16 protein-coding genes are annotated in these 17,285 nt (G+C 62.7%); 5 read left to right on the top strand and 11 right to left on the bottom strand.

Annotated elements, in window-relative coordinates; translation table 11 throughout:
- Positions 1-11: 11 nt before the first annotated feature.
- The 6 genes from AR689_RS10375 to AR689_RS10350 all read right to left on the bottom strand — a co-directional run bounded on the left by AR689_RS10375 (position 12) and on the right by AR689_RS10350 (position 6,072).
- The gene (locus tag AR689_RS10375; protein ID WP_062069894.1) at positions 12-845 is read right to left on the bottom strand and encodes a hypothetical protein; all 834 of its coding nucleotides are present in this window, start codon (positions 843-845) and stop codon (positions 12-14) included.
- Positions 842-1,396, bottom strand: a complete 555-nt coding sequence (locus tag AR689_RS10370; RefSeq protein WP_062073741.1) for an RNA polymerase sigma factor — start codon at positions 1,394-1,396, stop codon at positions 842-844. The genes AR689_RS10375 and AR689_RS10370 overlap by 4 nt, the downstream gene beginning before the upstream one ends.
- A gap of 317 nt (positions 1,397-1,713) precedes the next feature.
- On the bottom strand, positions 1,714-3,066 hold the full coding sequence (locus tag AR689_RS10365) for an HNH endonuclease (RefSeq protein ID WP_062069892.1): 1,353 nt from the start codon (positions 3,064-3,066) through the stop codon (positions 1,714-1,716).
- A gap of 98 nt (positions 3,067-3,164) precedes the next feature.
- Entirely contained in the window at positions 3,165-4,418 is a 1,254-nt protein-coding gene (locus tag AR689_RS10360; RefSeq protein WP_231745485.1) for an alpha-L-fucosidase, read from the bottom strand.
- Positions 4,415-5,029, bottom strand: a complete 615-nt coding sequence (locus AR689_RS10355; protein WP_062069888.1) for a TetR family transcriptional regulator — start codon at positions 5,027-5,029, stop codon at positions 4,415-4,417. The genes AR689_RS10360 and AR689_RS10355 overlap by 4 nt, the downstream gene beginning before the upstream one ends.
- Positions 5,026-6,072: a saccharopine dehydrogenase family protein gene (locus AR689_RS10350; RefSeq protein ID WP_062069886.1), complete on the bottom strand. Its 1,047-nt coding sequence runs from the start codon at positions 6,070-6,072 to the stop codon at positions 5,026-5,028. The genes AR689_RS10355 and AR689_RS10350 overlap by 4 nt, the downstream gene beginning before the upstream one ends.
- A gap of 407 nt (positions 6,073-6,479) precedes the next feature.
- On the opposite strand from AR689_RS10350, the gene AR689_RS10345 reads away from it, so the two are divergent.
- The gene (locus tag AR689_RS10345; RefSeq protein WP_062069884.1) at positions 6,480-7,616 is read left to right on the top strand and encodes an AI-2E family transporter; all 1,137 of its coding nucleotides are present in this window, start codon (positions 6,480-6,482) and stop codon (positions 7,614-7,616) included.
- 29 nt (positions 7,617-7,645) lie between these two features.
- On the opposite strand, the gene AR689_RS10340 is transcribed toward AR689_RS10345, so the two are convergent.
- On the bottom strand, positions 7,646-8,104 hold the full coding sequence (locus AR689_RS10340; RefSeq protein WP_062069882.1) for an iron chaperone: 459 nt from the start codon (positions 8,102-8,104) through the stop codon (positions 7,646-7,648).
- A 267-nt stretch (positions 8,105-8,371) separates the two neighbouring features.
- Between AR689_RS10340 and AR689_RS10335 the strand changes: the two genes are divergently transcribed.
- The 3 genes from AR689_RS10335 to AR689_RS10325 all read left to right on the top strand — a co-directional run bounded on the left by AR689_RS10335 (position 8,372) and on the right by AR689_RS10325 (position 11,387).
- A complete protein-coding gene (locus tag AR689_RS10335) occupies positions 8,372-8,980 on the top strand; it encodes a TasA family protein (RefSeq protein WP_062069880.1) in 609 nt (202 codons plus the stop codon).
- A gap of 118 nt (positions 8,981-9,098) precedes the next feature.
- Positions 9,099-9,533: a SipW-dependent-type signal peptide-containing protein gene (locus AR689_RS10330; RefSeq protein WP_062069878.1), complete on the top strand. Its 435-nt coding sequence runs from the start codon at positions 9,099-9,101 to the stop codon at positions 9,531-9,533.
- A gap of 129 nt (positions 9,534-9,662) precedes the next feature.
- Positions 9,663-11,387 (top strand): PHP domain-containing protein, encoded by a 1,725-nt coding sequence (locus AR689_RS10325; protein ID WP_062069876.1) that lies wholly within the window; start codon positions 9,663-9,665, stop codon positions 11,385-11,387.
- Between the two features lie 3 nt (positions 11,388-11,390).
- Here the strand turns inward: AR689_RS10325 and AR689_RS10320 are convergent, their stop codons facing one another.
- The 3 genes from AR689_RS10320 to AR689_RS10310 all read right to left on the bottom strand — a co-directional run bounded on the left by AR689_RS10320 (position 11,391) and on the right by AR689_RS10310 (position 14,621).
- Positions 11,391-12,533, bottom strand: coding sequence for an App1 family protein phosphatidate phosphatase (locus AR689_RS10320; protein ID WP_062069874.1), 1,143 nt, complete (start codon positions 12,531-12,533; stop codon positions 11,391-11,393).
- Positions 12,534-12,610: 77 nt separating this feature from the next.
- A complete protein-coding gene (locus AR689_RS10315; protein WP_062069872.1) occupies positions 12,611-13,912 on the bottom strand; it encodes a cation:proton antiporter in 1,302 nt (433 codons plus the stop codon).
- Positions 13,913-14,045: 133 nt separating this feature from the next.
- The gene (locus tag AR689_RS10310; protein WP_062069869.1) at positions 14,046-14,621 is read right to left on the bottom strand and encodes a TetR/AcrR family transcriptional regulator; all 576 of its coding nucleotides are present in this window, start codon (positions 14,619-14,621) and stop codon (positions 14,046-14,048) included.
- A 93-nt stretch (positions 14,622-14,714) separates the two neighbouring features.
- On the opposite strand from AR689_RS10310, the gene AR689_RS10305 reads away from it, so the two are divergent.
- Positions 14,715-15,548: an alpha/beta fold hydrolase gene (locus tag AR689_RS10305; protein ID WP_062069867.1), complete on the top strand. Its 834-nt coding sequence runs from the start codon at positions 14,715-14,717 to the stop codon at positions 15,546-15,548.
- Between the two features lie 134 nt (positions 15,549-15,682).
- On the opposite strand, the gene AR689_RS10300 is transcribed toward AR689_RS10305, so the two are convergent.
- Entirely contained in the window at positions 15,683-17,191 is a 1,509-nt protein-coding gene (locus AR689_RS10300; RefSeq protein WP_062069865.1) for an APC family permease, read from the bottom strand.
- Positions 17,192-17,285 lie beyond the last annotated feature (94 nt).

Raw genomic sequence — 17,285 nt, 5'->3', positions numbered from 1 at the left:
CGCCCTGGCGTTTAGTGGTCGCCGCGTTTAAGCCACTGCTTCCACTTATTCGCGGCGTCCTTTAACTGCTCTTCTGCTCGCTCGTTGACGGGTCCGGGAGGCAGGTGACCGGGTTTGGCTTCATCCGCCCCGGGCACAGTCTTTGCTGGCTTAGCCGTACCCTGCAGCGAAGCATCAGGCCGGGCCGCTTGCTGCTTCTCGTCCTTGCCCGAGCCGGGCTTTGGCTGCAGGTTCGGGGCTGGATTCGGCGAAGTGTTGGGCCGTAGCTGTGGGGTGCTGCCGGAGGAAGGCTGCTCCGGGGCAGCGGCAGGCGCTTGAGCCACAACAGGTGCCTGTGCCTGTGCCTGTGCCTGTGCGGGAGTTTCGGCAGGTGCAACACTGCCGGGCACCGGGAGGGAACCAGCGGGCGGAAGCGCCGGAATCGCGGCTGGATCCACTGCGGGGGCGGGTTCCGTGATGATGCGCGGGGCGTCGGGAAGTGGCAGTACGGGTGCGGCGGCTGCCGGCTGTGGCTGGACGTTGCCCAGAAGCTCATTTATGAAGGACGGGTTCCGGGTGAACCCGGAGCTTGAGGCAGCAACTCCACTAATCCCCAGGCCCATGGCTGCCACCACGGCCACGCCGACTACGGCGGTGCGGTGCTTGTGCCTCCAACGGCGTTTGCTGACTTCGTCGTGCGGGCCAGCCAGCATGGCGGAAAGCTCCGCGCCCGGTGTCGGGGCCGCAAGGTTGGCAAAGGACCCCATGGAGAGGAGAGCAAGCCGGAGGTCAGACGAGTCGGCGGCATCGGCGTCGAGCAGTAGCTCGTCCACCATCGCTTCGCGTTCGCTATCTCTGGATGTCATGGCGACACGTATTCCTTTACTGCCGAATGCTCACGGAGCGTAATGAGTGCCCGCCGCTGCAGTTGTTTCACTGCCCCGGCGGATTTCCCCATGATGTCGGCAACCTGTTCAACAGTCAGGCCTGCCACGATGCGAAGGCTCAAGACCTCCCGCTGCTCGTCGCCGAGGTAGTCCAGGAGTCTCATGACCTCCTTGGGTGCCAAGAGTCCCATGGCCTCCGCCTCTGCGGAGCTCACTTCCCGGGTATCCCGGTCCGGCTCAAACTCGTGCTGTTCCGGCGACCTGCTTTGCTTCCGATGCTCATCCACCATGCGGGCATGAGCCACGGAGAAAATGAAAGTCCGGAGGCCATGAACCCCGCCGCTGATGTCATCCAGCCGGGGCAGGACGGCAAGGAACACGTCCTGCGTGACTGCTTCCGGATCTGACACACCCTTGGCCGTCAGATAACCGAGAACCTGGCCGGCGTACGCCTGGTAAACGGCGCCGAACAGTTCCGCGTTATTGCCCTTGAGTGCATGTAGCGCTTCATCGGTCAATGCGTCGGTCACAGGAAGGAGGCTTTCGATCGGCGGCAGGTCCTTTGCGTGGACCTGGACATCCGCCATGTCACCGACGGACGACCCCACCTAGGGTAACTGCTCTGCCCGACCTTCCAAAGGGAAGACCCGCTGGCCCTGTTGAAAACTCCTCGAGACAAGGAAGAGCCGAGCTGGAACATGATGGGGGACAAATTCCAGCTCGGCCCTTTCAAAGACGTAATCGTCACGGCACCCCAAAGGGTTACGCGGGGTACGAACTTTTTTGAAAAACTTTTCACCAGAGGGTGCCAGCGGGGCATCTGCTGTGCCGGGCACGTGGCATGTGTCTACGTTCTGGAGGGGTGGTGCCCTGGCAGGGATGGGGCTTTGGATTGGTAGGTGTGGCCTGTGGGTGTAGTGATTTCCAGGGTGTGCACGCCGTGCGTGCCCCCGTGAGTGCTCCCGTGAGTCTCTCCGTGGAGTGTTCTGGTGGTCCAGCCGGGGTGTTCTTTGGTGTGGTTGCACGCTTCCCACAGTCCCGCCCCGTTCGCGAGGCTGGTTTGCCCTCCCGAACGCCACGGAACCACGTGATCAATGTGCCGGATGGGCGCGTCGCAGTACGGCGTGCGGCAAGTGTCGTCACGAGATTCAATGAACCGCCGCAGCCGGCCGGTAAAGAGCCGGGCCTTGGAGTCCGTGGCGAGGAGTTCACCCGTCCCCGGCGCTGTATAGAGCCGGCGCAGCCAGACATCAAACTCCGGATCCGGGGCCACTGGCCTTGAGCCTGCGGCTTGCCCCAACCCCAGGAGTTCCCTTCCCCACTCGGCCGGGACGATTCCGTACCCCTTCAACCGGGCCGGTTCGCTGTCTCCCTGAAACAGGGTCCGGTCCGTCATCACAAGGTCCAGGTTGATCCCCGAAAACCCGCCCGGGGTCCCCGTAACCCGTTCGACCAAAGTGTCGGCCATGACCTGACCCCGGGTCGGGACAGTACTGCCTGAGCCGGAAGTACCACCCGAACCGGTGCCGCCGATGGAACGGGCCGAGTCAGCGGCCCGGGTCAACGCCGCGTAAACAGCCACACCCTGAGCCACCGGCAGCAGCGCAGTCAGGTACGTCATGGTGTCCGGCGCCGGTCGCAGGCTCACGGTCCGCTCAGAAGCCGCGCGGGCCGCACGACCGGCCACCGAGCGCGGATCACGACGATACGCAGCAGCCTTCACCGCCGCAACAATCGCCCTATCGCCCTTCCCATCAAACGTCCCGGCATCAGCAGCGAGTTCCTCGTCCACCGCAGCTCGATCCTCCACGGACAAGCAGGCGGTTTCCTTCACCAGCAGGGTGGCGCGCCATTCATTCAGTTGCCCGGACTGCAGGGCAGCCAACGTGTGGGGCATCTCCACAACAAGCGCCTTCGCCAAACCCAACAACCGCGACCCACGATTCGGGGACTCCCGACGAGCCAACGCCACCTGAGCACCCACCCCCTGACCACGCTCGGACACAGGAACACCAGCCTCAGCCTGCTCAGCACGCTGCGCAAGATCAAAAGCCACAGCAACCCGCGCCTGCAAAGCCGTGATAGCCGACTTCATCTCCTCCAACACCCGCAACTGCTCCATCAAATCACCACTAACAGTGCTGGACGGAGCCGCGAGCAAAACGTTCGCAGGAGAGACAGGAACAAGGACACGAGACATCCCCGCCCCCACGCGACCCTCCCCAACCTGCTCCATGAACTCACCATGTCAGCAGGCACCGACATTATTAGCTCGCGCCAAGGACGGGGCAGAAAGAGCTACTCCGGAGCGTCCGTAGGGGCTTCATATCCTGCAGGAATCACAGGAACGTCAGCGTCCAGAGCACCGGCGTAAGCCCGTGCCGACACCAGACGACCGTCGCCTGCCAACGTCACGTGCAACTCTGTTGCCGTGGTGACCGGAAGTTGGTGGATACGCCGGCTGCCCACCGTCATCCCCTCTACAAGGTTCACGCCTTGGTGAGACACCGCGTGGCGGGTAATTCGCTGCCCCGAGCTGAGGTCCTCCACCAACTCCAGATGGTTGAACGTGACCGCGGCCGGAAAACTCAGGGTCGCACCGCCGTCGTAGTGTTCCACCGAGGCCTCAACTGCGCCGGACAGGCGACGATCCAGCTCCGCTTTCCAGTCGCGCAGCCGTTGATGGTCCTCGTCAGGAATCAACCCGCGGGTGTCTGGCGGCAGATTCAGGAGGAGGTTCGCGCCCATTCCCACCGATTGGTAGTAGATAGCGAGGAGGTGCTCCACGGATTTCGGTTCGTCGTCCGGATGCCAGAACCAGCCGCGCCGGATGGAGACGTCGCACTCCGGCGGTAAGTAGTGTTCGGCGTGCAGCCCGGAGCTGGAATCGGTGTACTGGGTGTCGGGTGTGCGGTCCACAACGTAGTTGACGGGGTCTGATGCCAGTCCATTTTCGTTTCCCACCCATCGGATGGTGGGCTGGCCCATGTTGAAAATCATGGCGTCGGGCTGGTGTTCCTTAACCACGGCGATGATCTTGTCCCAGTTGTACTCACGGCCCACCGAGCCTGCGCCGTCGAACCACAGCTCCATCAGGGGTCCGTATCCTGTGCAGAGCTCGGTGAGTTGCCGGACGTAGAAGTCGTCGTAGGCCGCAGGATCGCTGTAGCAGTCAGCGTTGCGGTCCCACGGGGACAGGTAGAGACCCAGCCCCATCCCGTTGTCCGCGCAGGCTTCGGCAACGTCCCTGACAACGTCTCCCTTCCCTCCCCGCCACGGCGAGGACGCGACGGAGTAGTCCGTGGTGCCCGTCGGCCAGAGACAAAACCCGTCGTGGTGCTTGGCCGTCAGGATCACGTACCGGGCGCCGGCGGCCTTCGCCGCGCGGACCCAGCTGCCGGCGTCGAGTTCTGTAGGGTTAAAACTCGACGCCGGGATGGTGCCATCGCTCCACTCCTTGCCGGCAAAGGTGTTGATGCCAAAGTGGATAAACACACCGAATTCGAGCTGTTGCCAGCGGAACTGGGCTGGAGTTGGAACAAGCTGGGTCACTGAGATGGTTCCTTTCCATGGATCAACCACTGGGCCGTGTGGATGATGGCTTGGTCTCCGGGTTCTGTTCGCAGGCCGGCGATGCTTGAGCGTGTCACAGCAGCGCCCTCGAAGAGACTCACGATCGCGGCCGCGATGCCAGCTGCAGCCGAGTGGTGGAGGTCAGTCCTCCCCCGCCGAACCACACCTTGTACATGGCCTGCGTACTGTGCGTAGAAGGACCGTAGGGCGGAGGCCGCCTGCTCGTCCGAGGATGCCAGCGCCCAGATCTCCAGGTGCATTTTTACGTCTTCGAGGTCCGAGTGCTCCTGGAGCAGCGCGGTGAGAAGCCGGTGGGAATCGTCCCGGGTCAGCTCGCCCGCCGCGTCGGGTTCGAGGTCGAGTCCTGCCACCTCCGCGAGCCGTTGCAGTGAGCGCTCGAGCGTCCTTTCCAGGACGGCCCGGATCAGGTCCGCCCGCGTAGGAAAGTAGTGCTGCAGGTGCCCGATACGTACGCCGGCGGCCGCGGCAAAATCCCGCATCGCGGCGTTTGCGTTGCCCTTGGTAACCAGTACATCAACAGCTGCGTCAAGGAGCGCCGCCTTCCGCAGGGCGCCCTTGCTTTCGGTCATGACCTCAATATTGTCACACCGTGTGATTCGAGTTTCGCTACAGCTGAGCCCAACGCCGGAGTGGTTTCGGGAAAGGAAACGCCGGGCTCAGCTGCTGTTCCAAGGACGGTGTGCAGCCCCAGCAAACCGCCCAGCGCGGTGAGGTGCGCCTGCCCTTGCGGATCAGAAATGACAGCCGTTTTGGACCCGAGCGGCCCCTTCACATCAACACGAAGGTGCGCGATTCCTCCCGATCCGGGCGAGTACAACAGCGAACGCCGCAGCGGCGCCCACCGTTCCCCGCTACCCCAGCGGAACAGTCCTGCCGCCCGCGCGGCGAGCAACGCCGTCGTGGACGTCTTGGAACTGAACCCGATCCGTGTGGCTACCGAGCCGGCTCCCAGAGTCAGCGGCAATGTGAACTGTTCAGGAGTATCGAGCCGCGCCACTTTGGTGCGGTGCCCGGCAATGTCCACCAGGCGCGTGTCGGTGAGGGGGCGTACGACGGCGGCCTTACCGCCTTTGCGTACTTCGAAGTCCACTCCCAGCCTGTCGATGAAATCGACGGAATCTGCGCCGGCTTGGTCGCTGGTGTCATAGCGGATGGCGATGTCCACCTGTTCGGCCCCGCCCAGTTCTTGGGCCAGGAAGGCTGCGACGATGTTGGTGACGCCACCCATCCATCCGGAGCTCAGTAGCACGGGAGCTGTTGGCTTGAGAAGGGTGGCCAAGGTCAGTGCCCTGGTGACGCGGCTGGTCCAGCGAGTGACGTCAACGTACGGAATGCCGGAGCCGACGGCGGCGCGAAGCACCCTGTCGTCGGGATCGTTGACGGTGCTGATGACTGCCCTGACCTTGGCGACGAAGGGTTCGGCCTGGTTGAGGTCCCATTTCCGGACCTCCACCCTGCCGTTGGTCAGGTGGCTGCCGCGCTCGGGGTTCCGGCCCGTCAGGAGCAGGGGCCATTCAGTGGCGGCCAATCGGGTGAGTGCTGTGCCGACGGTGCCGTAGCCGCCGACGATCAGCACAGGACCGGCGGTATCGAGTTCGAGGAGATCGTTCATGTAACAACTCTAGGTCAAATGACCTAAAAATACCCGATTGCTGCCCTGTGGCCGTGGGGCAACCGGGGGTAGGCTGCAGTTATCTGCCGGAGCAATACCCTTCAGTACGCAAAGGAGAGATACCGTGACACTGCCGCCAACCCGCGAGCCCGAGCCATTTCCCCCCGATCCCGGACCCGTGCCGCCACCCCCGGATCCCACTACGCCGTTTCCGCCGAGCCCTATTCCGGATCCGAATCCAAGCCCTGGCCCATCGCCGGTTCCCGATCCAGGGCCTGTTCCACCGCATCCCGATCCGACTCACTAACTGGCCCACTCCTTGAAGGGCGTCACCACGCGAGGGAAATAATCAGTAGGCTTACGTTTGGTCTCATCGGTTGACCGATGCGAAGGAACAGGAGCTCACCATGACGGCATCCGAGGAAACAGCCAGCGTTTCCGTACGCAAGCCACCCAAGCCCGACCTCTGGAAGGACTCACTGGGCCGGACGGCTGTCCGGGCAAGTCAGATACTGCTCATCCTGGCCCTGACCGTGGTGGCTGTTTTCGGGCTGCTCCAGATCCGGCTGCTTGTCATCCCGGTCCTCATCGCCTTGATTCTGGCCGCGGCCATCGGCCCCTTTGTGAATATGCTGCGACGCCGCGGATGGCGCGGCGGCTTAGCCACCGGCGTCGCATTCCTGGGCTTACTGATAGTGCTCGGCGGAGTGATCACTACCATCGTGTTGTCGGTGCGTAGCCAGTGGGACGAACTGATCAGTCAGGCAGCAAGCGGGCTGGACGAACTTGAGAACTTCCTGCTGACCGGACCGCTCCCCCTTGAACGAGAGCAACTGAACCAGGCGCGCGAAGCCGTGGTTGAATTCGCGCAGAGCAGCCAAGTACGTTCCGGCGCAGTGACAGGGTTGTCCGTGGTCACTGAGTTCCTGGCCGGCGCCAGCCTGGTGGTCATCATCCTGTTCTTCTTCCTCAAGGACGGCGCCAAAATCTGGGAATTCTTCCTGCGCCCCTTCAAAGGCGTGAGGGAAGCGAAGCTCCGCCGTGTTGGCAAGCGGACCATGGAGGTCCTTGGTGGCTACGTCAGGGGAACGGCGATCGTCGCATTAGTGGATACGGTGGCCATCGGCGCGGCCCTGCTCATCATGCAGGTTCCGTTGGCCATCCCTCTGGCGATCATCGTGTTCATTGGCGCGTTCATCCCCCTGGTGGGTGCCACGGTGGCAGGAATCCTGGCCGCCTTGGTGGCACTCGTTGCCAACGGACCCATCGTGGCGTTGATCGTGGTGATCGTAGTGATCGCCGTCAACCAACTCGAAGGTGACCTCCTCCAGCCAATCGTCATGGGCAAGTCCCTGGAACTCCACGCGCTGGTGATCCTGATGGCTTTGACGGCAGGCACCATCCTCGCCGGAATCATCGGCGCCGTCCTGGCCGTACCCATCGCGGCTGTCACCTGGGCCATCGTTCAAGTCTGGACGGCCGAGGATCCGAACTTGGAACCCATGAATCCGGACTTGCCGCCTGCCAACAGCCAGCCGACCTAGGCCTACTCACTCACCTACGAGCGGCGCCCCTACGCCAGCGCCTTCTTGATGAGCCCGACGATCCGGGCTTCCACTTCAGGGGTCATTTCCGTAACGGCGAAGGACGTGGGCCACATGGCTCCCTCGTCCAGCTTCGCGTTCTCTTCAAAGCCGAGCGTGGCATAGCGCGCCTTGAACTTATGGGAACTCTGGAAGAACACGATGTTCTTCCCGTCCCTGGCATAGGCCGGCATGCCGTACCAGGTTTTGGCGGTGAGTTCCGGTGCATGCTCCTTGACGATCGCGTGGAGTCGCTCGGCTATGAGCTTGTCCGACTCGGGCATCTCAGCGATCTTGGCCATGACATCAGCCTCGCCGTCCGCTGTGGACGTCTTCTTGCGGGGTGCCTTTTTGAGTTCCTGCGCGCGCTCTTTCATTGCGGCGCGCTCCTCCTCCGTGAAGCCCTCGTAGGACTTTTCCTTGGTGCCCGCTTTGCCTGAATCCGTCATGGTGTTCGCTCCCCTTCGTTCTTTGAACTGATACCCCTAACGGTAGGCTGCCCTGGGATCTATGGCTTCTCCGAAACTGCTCGATAGGGCTGCTCGGAAACTGCTTGAGTGGCCTGCGGGAGTCTTGAGGTTTTCCTGAGGAAGTGTTGACGGTACACAGGATTCGTTCTTGATCCAGGCCCGGCACAGTAGTTCTTGTCAGCCACACAGGCTGAAAGAAACGGCCGGCCGGTCTCACGGTGGCCTCCCGAAAGGACACCGATCCCCATGGCCATCAGCCTCAAAACCACCACCGGCAAGATCCTCGCTTCGGTCGCACTGGTCGGCACCGCAGCCGCCGTCGCCGGCATGGGAACCTACGGCGCCTTCACCTCCTCCACCTCCGCCTCCCAGGCAGTCACCGCAGGCACCGTCACCATCGCCCTGGGCGCACCCGGACCGGCCAACACCCTCAACGTCCCCGTCGCAGGCCTGCTGCCCGGCGACAAAGTCGAAAAACTCGTCACCCTGGCCAACACCGGCAACTCGGACCTGAACAACATCACCCTCACCACCTCCGCCGGAGCCACCAGCTCCCTGCTCACCACCGACGTCACCAACGGCCTGCAACTGACCATCGAAAACTGCAGTGCTGCCTGGACCGGCGCCGCCGCACCCTACAACTGCACCGGCACCCGCAGCACCGTCCTGGCCTCCGGACCCGTGATCGCAGCGAACAAAGCCCTGGCCAACCTCACCTCCTTGACCTCGGCCAAAACCGACAACCTCAAAGTCACCACCACGTTCCCCACCACCGCGAACAACGACTTCCAAGGCGCCACCTCCACCATCGCCTTCGCCTTCACCGGCACCCAACGCACCGAAACCACCAAGTAAGCGCAGCAACACCCCCTAGCCCCGCCGGGTCTGATCGGTTCCTTTCCCCCCAGCCCGATCAGGCCCGGCGAGTATCACGTCAAGCACTGCCACTTCACCAGAACGGAGAACCATCACCATGACACCGCGGAACAGTTTCCTCCGTGCGTTGGTGATCGTCGCCGTCGTCGTTCTTGGCCTCATCGCCGGGCCTACCGCCGCTGTGGCTGCCTTCTCGGACAGCGAGCGCGCTACCCCGCAGTTCTCGGCCGCAGTCATTCCCGCTCCGGCTGCCGCAAACGTGACCATGCGATGCACCTTCGGCCTGCAGACCGTGGTCACCGTGAATTCTTACGGAGCGGTGGCGAACGCCAACTACTACGAGGTGAAGGTCTATGACCGCTCAGGCAACCTCGAGTTCACCGGTGACCTCAGCCAGGCCGCGGGAAGAACGTACAGTTCGGGCATCGAAATCATTGGCACGTGGAGCTACGAAGTGCGCGGCTATTACAAGGTTCCCGGCTCCAACAATTCCTGGACGGGTAAGCCCTTCAAAGGCACCATGACCTGCTGAACGCCCGCATCCGCCGGACAGCGGCTACCGCCCCACCCCCAACCGTTCCCGCCCGGTTAACCTTCCTGCCATCCCGCTTCCCTACTGTGATCCCGCTGGGGGACCGGAATCAACAGAGGGAAGACGTTAATGTGCACCGCAGAAGAAGACACCACCACCCACAGCCGGAGTGTAAAGCTGGCCGATGCTGAGCTGAAGGCCATGGGGCTGAGCCGCCGGCGCATCCTTCAATCAGCCGGCGTCCTGGCCGCCGGCACTGCCGCTTCGGCAGCGATGGCGCGGCCCGCGGTGGCGAACCCTGGCGGGAACGACCCCCAACTGACGTGGCTGGTGGGCGACCACCACGTACACACCCAGTACAGCCATGACGCGAAGTACATGATCAAACAGCAACTGGACACCGCACAGGCCTACGGCGTGGACTGGGTGGCCCTGACCGAGCACAGCAATTTCGGCCACGCCAACAACGGCGGTGCCGTCAACGCCAACAAGGAGATCAAGGCCCAGCGGGCTGCCCGCCCTGACCTGCTGATCTTCCAAGGCCTCGAGTGGTACATCCCCGGCGCAGAGCACGCCTCGGTCCTTGTTGCTCCGGGCCCCAACGAAGTGAACCTTTTGCGCACCTTCGAGTTGGTGTGGGACGGGAAGCTGAACCAGTGGGAGAAGCCAACCCCCGGAACGGCCCAAGTTGAAACGTTCGAGCGCAAGGCCGTGGAAGCCATCGCTTGGTTGGCCAAGCAGCGACGCTCCGGTTACATCGACGACGTCGTGGCCCTGGCAAACCACCCCATGCGGCTGGGCATCGATTCCCCGCACGAGCTGCGCGCATGGCGTGACGCCGCCCGCGAGGTGATGATCGGCATGGAAGGTGCGCCCGGCGCACAAGGATCCGGCGTCAGCCAATTCTCCAGAGCCGGCGACCAACGCGGCGAATACACCAATAACCCCACCCAATACAGTTTCCCGGGCTACCCGGCGGATGCCTTCCGCCCCTACGGCGGCTTCGACTGGGCCACCGCAACCGTGGGCGGTGTGTGGGACTCCATGCTCGCAGAAGGCCTGCCGTTCTGGATCACATCCAATTCGGACAACCACCTCACGGTCAAAGACACCTGGAAAACCGGCCCCTACCCGGCAGGAGAGCCTTACCTCAGCCTGCCTAACGAATTCGACCGCTGGTCAGTCACCGGCAAGCGTCCCGACCCGTTCGACACCGGCGAAAAGCAAGGTGGCAGCGACTACTGGCCAGGTCAGTTCAGCCGCCTCCACACCGGCGTCACCCAGCGCTCCTACGCCGGCGTTCTGGAGGCTATGCGCAATGGCCGCATGTGGGTGGACCACGGCCACCTGCTCCAGCGCCTCGATGTGCGGGTCCGTGAGGTGCGCGGCAACGGCGCTGGTAACGGCAACGGACGCAACGGCGTCACCTTGGGTTCCCGCCTGCAGGTGAGGCGAGGTGCCGACGTCGAAATTTCCATCACCATTACGACGACGGACTACCGCAACTTCGCGGGCATCATGCCAAAGCTCGCGCACGTGGACGTGATTGGCGGCGCAGTGACGGGCGCCGCGGCAGACCGCGACACCTTAAGGGCTCCAGGAACAGCCGTCTGGAAGCAGCTCGATGTGTCCGGGCGCACCGGAACGTTCACCATCAAGCACGTCATCAAGGACGTGCAAAAGTCCTGCTACTTCCGCCTTCGTGGAAGCGATGGAAACCGCCACGGCGCAGGCTACCACGGGGCCTCCGTGGATCCTGCCGGCCCCATCCGGCACGGTAACAACCTCGGCGACGCTGACCCATGGACGGACACTTGGTTCTACGCCAACCCGGTATTTATCGACGTCGCGTAGTGATTACTCCGAGGCCGCGGCCAGGTCGCCTTCCTCAGGATCGTCGGCGGACCGGACCTCGTTCCGGATGACGCCCAGCTCTTCGAGCCGTGCCGACATTCCAGCCCCGTCCGGCGCATAAACCCACGGGACGCCGGGCGTGGGCTGGCCGCCGGACTTTGACCGTCCACCGGCCAGCACCGCTTCACCCGCCGAGAGCTGGCGGATCGCGATTGCCCTGACATTGGCGGGATGGCGATGGGCGAACTCAGAGTAGATCGCTTCATCGTGCTGGCCGTCGTCGCCCACCAGCAGCCACTTGATATTGGGGAATTCCTCCGCGAGGCGTTCCAATGAGGTCCTCTTGTGCTCCTGACCGCTACGGAACCAGCGATCAGGCGTGGGACCCCAGTCGGTCAACAGCTTGGGCCCGGCAGGATAAAGATTGCGGGACAGGAACCGCGACAGCGTGGGTGCCACGTTCCACGCCCCGGTGGACAGATACAGCACTGGAGCGGACGGAGCCGTCCGGGCAATCCGCTCGTACAGCACCGCCATGCCCGGCGTGGGGGTTCTCGCGTGCTCGTTGAGGACAAAAGTATTCCACGCGGCCAGGAACGGACGCGGCAGTGCAGTGACCATCACGGTGTCGTCAATGTCAGAGACGACACCGAAATCTGCGTCGTCCGCGACGATCTCCAAGGGAGCCTCCACGGTTTGGGACTCTCCGGACTGAAGGGAAATGGTGTGCCAGCCAGCGTCCAGAGCTACCGGAATACGCGCATCCACCACGCCGCCACGGTCCGCCTTCACATCAAAAACCGTGCCGGCAATAGTCACATTCACACGAGCGTGGGCCACGGGCGCACTGGTGAAGTTGCGCCAGCCCCGCATGCTTTCCTGCAAAGGATTGGAGTGACCTGCAGCGTCCCGGGGGTCACTGCGCACCACACGCGCCAGGACCCGTACCCAGGATGTGCTCCCATACCCGGTGTAAGGGATGACGGTTTCCACCCGGCCACGCCGGATCGCGAGACGCGTCTGAAAACCGAGCCACGCGTCGTCGAGCCTCATGGCGAGGTGACGGCGCCCCTTACTCAGAGGCGTTGGGCCTCCTGTGTCGACGGCGTCGGACTGGGGGCGCGGTTTCTTGGGACGGGAAGACATGCATCCAGTCTTCCACGGCCCGGGCCTCCCACCGCGGAGAGCCCCACTGTTAACTGGCTACCGTCCGCGCAAGGGGCCTACACGGCGGTCGTCGGCGCCCGGCCTTCGTCTCCATGCTGATTGCGTGCCGCCGCGAGCCGAAGCCGGTCCAGCCGGTTCATCAGCGGCGCGGTGGTGGCCCCGTGCACCACAATGGACAGTGTCACCACCAAGGCGATCAAGGCCCAAAGCCCGCGCGCCTCGGCGTCGAAATTTCCGTGCGTCAGCGCGTAGCCCACGTAATAGAGTGAGCCGATCCCGCGGATGCCGAAGTAGGAGATGGCCAGGCGCTCCCGCGGGCCGGTCTTCCCGCCCATCAACCCGAGCCATCCAGTCAAGGGCCGGACCAGCAGGATGAAAACCAAAGCCACCAGCAGCTCCGTCCACCCGATCCCTTCCAGGAGTCCGCGGGCTATTGCCCCGCCAAGGAGCACCAGGATCACCACAGTCATGAGGCGCTCGAGCTGCTCTACATAGCCGTGAAGAACCTGATGATACGAGTGGTGGCGCTCAGCGGAACGGATTGTCACCGCGCAGATGAAGACTGCAACGAACCCGTACCCTTCCACCATCTCGGCTATTCCATACGCCAGGAAGGTGGCAGCCAGCGCCACGAAACCCTCGGAGTGATCCGATAACCGGAAACTTTTACGCTTGGCGGCAAAGAAGATGAGGCTGAGGAGTTTTCCGGTACCGAAACCGAGCAGAACGCCAACAGCTATTCGCCACACAACATCCAAACCAACCCATTCCCCCAACCAGGCACTCGGAGACGCCCCCACGAGGCTGATGAGAATGGCCAGGTACACAAACGGGAAGGCAAGGCCGTCATTCAAGCCTGCCTCGGAGGTTAAGGCGAAGCGGACCTCGTCCTCATCCGGGTCCTCTTCAGCGTCTGCAGGTTTTCCCACTTGGACTTCGGAGGCCAGCACCGGATCCGTGGGGGCAATCGCAGCGGCCACCAGGATGGCAGCAGCAAGGCCCAGTCCCAGCACCCACAGTCCCAGCAGTGTCATCACCAGAATGCATAGGGGCATGACGATTCCGAGCAGGCGCCAGGTGGTGGACCAACCACGCCAACGGAACGGCCTGTCCAGGGCCAGCCCTGCTCCCATGAGGGAAATGATGACGCACACTTCGGTCAGGTGCATCGTAAAATCCGGGTGCAGGACGGGGTCCGGGTCCGGCAAGTCAGGGAGCAGGGTGAAGGCCAGAATTCCGCTGCCCAGGAAGACCATGGGCATGGAGAGCGGCATGTGGCGCAACAACTTCGGCAGGACGGCGGCGGCCAGTACCGCGAAACCTGCCGAGAGGAACAAGATGCTGGGGGCTTCAAACACGAATAGTCTTCTTCCTGACGAGCCGAACGGCGCGTGCTTGACGTAGTCCGCCGCACACTACAGGATAAAAGCTAAGACTACTTATCACCCTACGGTGATGCGCGTCGGCCCACAACACGGGCAACCCGGCAGCCTAGCCCATCGGAGACACTGCACTCATTGCCGCGTCAATCAAAACTTCGGCCGCTTGACGCGCTTGCACGGCCGCATCGGATGTTCCGGCAATGGCCGCAGTGGCTTGGGCGCCCTCGGCAAGGATGGCGAGTTGCGGTGCCAGGTAGGCCGGAGCGCCGGCTTCGGCCGCCAGGCGGGCCACGTAATCTTGGAACGACTCCTTGTGCTTCCGCGCATACTCGGCGACGTCCGGGCTAATGGCGCCGAGTTCAGCGAAGCTGTTGATGAAGCCGCACCCACGGAATGAGTCCTGGCAGAACCATCCCGCAAGGTAGTCAAAAATGGCGAGGAGCCGCTCCTTGGGTGTCCCAGCCTGCTGCACCGTGGCGTCCAGCCCTTGGGTCCAGGACTGATGCCGATGCTCCAGCACAGCCATGACGATGCTGCTCTTTGAGGGAAATTCCCCATAGAGCTTCTTCAGCGAGACCCCAGCCGCCGAGCGGAGTTCATCCATCCCGACAGCCTGGATTCCCTTGGCGTTGTAGAGCTCGTCAGCGGTGACAACGATGCGTTCGCGAACCTCGGAAATATCCATGCACCTATTCTACTTGCATTGAGAACGAACGTTCTCTACAGTAGACATCACAGGCGGAGAACGGTCGTTCTCACTGAGAGAAAAGGGATCATCATGGGCTTCATCAAGGTCGGCACAGAGAACACCACGGACATCGAGCTCTACTACGAGGATCACGGCGCAGGCCAGCCCGTGGTCCTGATCCACGGCTACCCCTTGGACGGCGGCTCCTGGGAGAAGCAAACAGCCGCTCTCCTGAACGCCGGATACCGGGTCATCACCTATGATCGCCGCGGATTCGGCAAGTCCAGCAAGCCCACCACCGGCTACGACTACGACACGTTCGCAGCAGACCTCAACACCGTCCTTGAAACCTTGGACCTGCAGAACGCAGTACTGGTGGGCTTCTCCATGGGAACCGGCGAGGTAGGACGCTACATCGGCACATACGGCGAAGCCCGCGTCGCAAAGGCAGCATTCCTGGCTTCCCTCGAACCCTTCCTCCTTCAGACGGACGACAACCCCACCGGCGTCCCCTCCTCAGTCTTCGACGGCATCCGCAGCGCCGCCATCGAGGACCGCTACGCCTGGTTCACCAATTTCTACAACGACTTCTTCAACACCGATAACTTCCTGGGCAACCGCCTCAGCGAAGAAGCCCTGCGGAATTCCTGGAACGTGGCCGCAGGCTCATCCTGGTACGCATCCTTCGCCGTGGTGGATTCCTGGCTCACCGACTTCCGTTCAGACATCGGGAAGGTCACCGTCCCTTCGCTGATCGTCCACGGCACCGACGACCGCATCCTGCCCATCGATGCCACCGGCCGTGAGTTTACGAAGCGACTGCCGTCGGCCGAATACGTGGAAATCGAAGACGCACCCCACGGCATGCTCTGGACGCACGGCGCTGAGATCAACGAGATCCTGCTGCGCTTCCTGGCCAAATAGCCCCGCACAACCCTCCTGTCCTCATACACCGTGCCAGTACACCGAAATCGCCGGAAAAGCTGCCAGATCAATGGCAACCTTCCGGCGATTTCGCATGGGTCCCGCGATCTCGCGCGGCCCGGGTGATCTCGAAGTTAGTCGTTGACCAGCTCGACCCTCTCACTGACCGGCGCCACCGCATCCCGCACCTTTTTGCCGCGGGCATATCCCACGAACCCCAGGGCCAGGATGCAGCCAAGGGTGCCGAGCGCGAAGGCTTCGAATATGAACTGCGAGACGCCCCACGTCGCCTCGAAGTTGTACGGCAAGCCGAAAAGCACATCCAGTGTCCCCGGGAAAATGGCTACCCAGGAACCGACGAGGATCCACGCGAAGCAGATGTACCCGAGGATGCGGAAACCTGCATCGGAGACCGGCACCTTGAAGGGGCGCTCAACCTGGGGATACTTGCTCCGGAGCTTCACCGCTGCCGGGATTGCCATCAGGTAACTGAGCAGGAACGTGGAGATCGCAATGGAGAGGACCACTCCGAACAGTGCGCTGCTGGTGCCACTGAGCTGCATGGCCGCGAGCATAAACAGGGTGGCCACCACGCCGGAAAGCGTATTGACGCGAATAGGCGTACCCAGCTTGGGGTGGAAGCGGCCGAAGAACCCTCCGAAGAAGGAACCGTCCGCCGCAGCCATCGCCTGCATGCGGTCGCTGATGATCATCCATGCAGCACCTTGCGAAACCAGGATGAAGCAAAAGACTACAGCGGACACCGACAACATGATCTCAGCAGCAGGACCAAAGACCGTGTAGACGGTGGCGATTGCCCCGAACAGCCCGCCGATCCCGGTGATCTTGTCCAGCGGTACCACCAGGAGGATGGCAAGGATAGGAAGCAGGTAGCTCGCCGCGGCGATCATGGAGGACCGGGCTACCGAAATGGGGACGTCCTTGGCCGGGTTCTTCATTTCGCCGGCGGCGCTGTTTCCGGACTCGAAACCAAGGAAGGAGAACAGCAGAAGCGGCGTGACGCCCAGGAAACCGGCAAGCGTTGGCGAGAAGAAGCCCAGGTCCAGGCCGTTGAATCCGTGCTGCAGCCCGTAGATCATGGTGACAATGATGAAGAAGGTCAGGAACGCCACCTTGAGGATGGCACCCAGCGAGGGCAGCCATTTGCCGTGCTTCAAGCTGATGATTGCGGACGTCACCGTGATCCAGATGAAGAGCACCTTGAACAGATAATCAACCGGGCTGCCCGCGTCCACGTGGCCCACATACTCGGACCATGTCTCCACGGCGACGAAGGCCATGGCGCCACCCACCCACACAGGCTGCGTCCCCCAAGTGAAAAGGGACGTGATGGCTGCAACAACCCTGCCGAACGCCATCTTCGTCCACACGTAGACGCCGCCTTCCTCGGTGAAAGCCCCGCCGGTCTCGGCAAAAATGAGCCCATAGGGAACCATGAACGTGACGGCCAGGATAAGCGTCCAGGTAAAGGTCTCCCCGCCGAAACCGGAGACCTGGCCCAGGACCTCCACTGAGATGACGGCTGCAACGACCAACAACAGAATGTCGAAGCGGCCCAGGGATTTTTGCAGATGTTTGCTTTGCTCTTGTGCGAGCCGCGTTGAGGCTACTGGCTGATCCATGATCGATCCTTTGCTACTGCTTAAGTTTGCTACTCAGCAGGAAGGGTGGGAAGGGAAGGTGTCTTGACGACTGGTGCGAAAGGGAGGGACGGGC

This window comes from Arthrobacter sp. EpRS71, assembly GCF_001512285.1.
Lineage (GTDB): Bacteria > Actinomycetota > Actinomycetes > Actinomycetales > Micrococcaceae > Arthrobacter.
Note: the sequence above shows the minus strand (reverse complement) of the source record. Positions and strands in the feature narration are given on the sequence as shown.

What these genes read in the sequence shown, in the direction of transcription:
- AR689_RS10375 (WP_062069894.1), bottom strand. Translation starts at nt 845, where the DNA reads ATGACATCCAGAGATAGCGAACGCGAAGCGATGGTGGACGAGCTACTG.
- AR689_RS10365 (WP_062069892.1), bottom strand. Translation starts at nt 3,066, where the DNA reads ATGTCTCGTGTCCTTGTTCCTGTCTCTCCTGCGAACGTTTTGCTCGCG.
- AR689_RS10355 (WP_062069888.1), bottom strand. Translation starts at nt 5,029, where the DNA reads ATGACCGAAAGCAAGGGCGCCCTGCGGAAGGCGGCGCTCCTTGACGCA.
- AR689_RS10350 (WP_062069886.1), bottom strand. Translation starts at nt 6,072, where the DNA reads ATGAACGATCTCCTCGAACTCGATACCGCCGGTCCTGTGCTGATCGTC.
- AR689_RS10345 (WP_062069884.1), top strand. Translation starts at nt 6,480, where the DNA reads ATGACGGCATCCGAGGAAACAGCCAGCGTTTCCGTACGCAAGCCACCC.
- AR689_RS10340 (WP_062069882.1), bottom strand. Translation starts at nt 8,104, where the DNA reads ATGACGGATTCAGGCAAAGCGGGCACCAAGGAAAAGTCCTACGAGGGC.
- AR689_RS10335 (WP_062069880.1), top strand. Translation starts at nt 8,372, where the DNA reads ATGGCCATCAGCCTCAAAACCACCACCGGCAAGATCCTCGCTTCGGTC.
- AR689_RS10330 (WP_062069878.1), top strand. Translation starts at nt 9,099, where the DNA reads ATGACACCGCGGAACAGTTTCCTCCGTGCGTTGGTGATCGTCGCCGTC.
- AR689_RS10325 (WP_062069876.1), top strand. Translation starts at nt 9,663, where the DNA reads ATGTGCACCGCAGAAGAAGACACCACCACCCACAGCCGGAGTGTAAAG.
- AR689_RS10320 (WP_062069874.1), bottom strand. Translation starts at nt 12,533, where the DNA reads ATGTCTTCCCGTCCCAAGAAACCGCGCCCCCAGTCCGACGCCGTCGAC.
- AR689_RS10310 (WP_062069869.1), bottom strand. Translation starts at nt 14,621, where the DNA reads ATGGATATTTCCGAGGTTCGCGAACGCATCGTTGTCACCGCTGACGAG.
- AR689_RS10305 (WP_062069867.1), top strand. Translation starts at nt 14,715, where the DNA reads ATGGGCTTCATCAAGGTCGGCACAGAGAACACCACGGACATCGAGCTC.
- AR689_RS10300 (WP_062069865.1), bottom strand. Translation starts at nt 17,191, where the DNA reads ATGGATCAGCCAGTAGCCTCAACGCGGCTCGCACAAGAGCAAAGCAAA.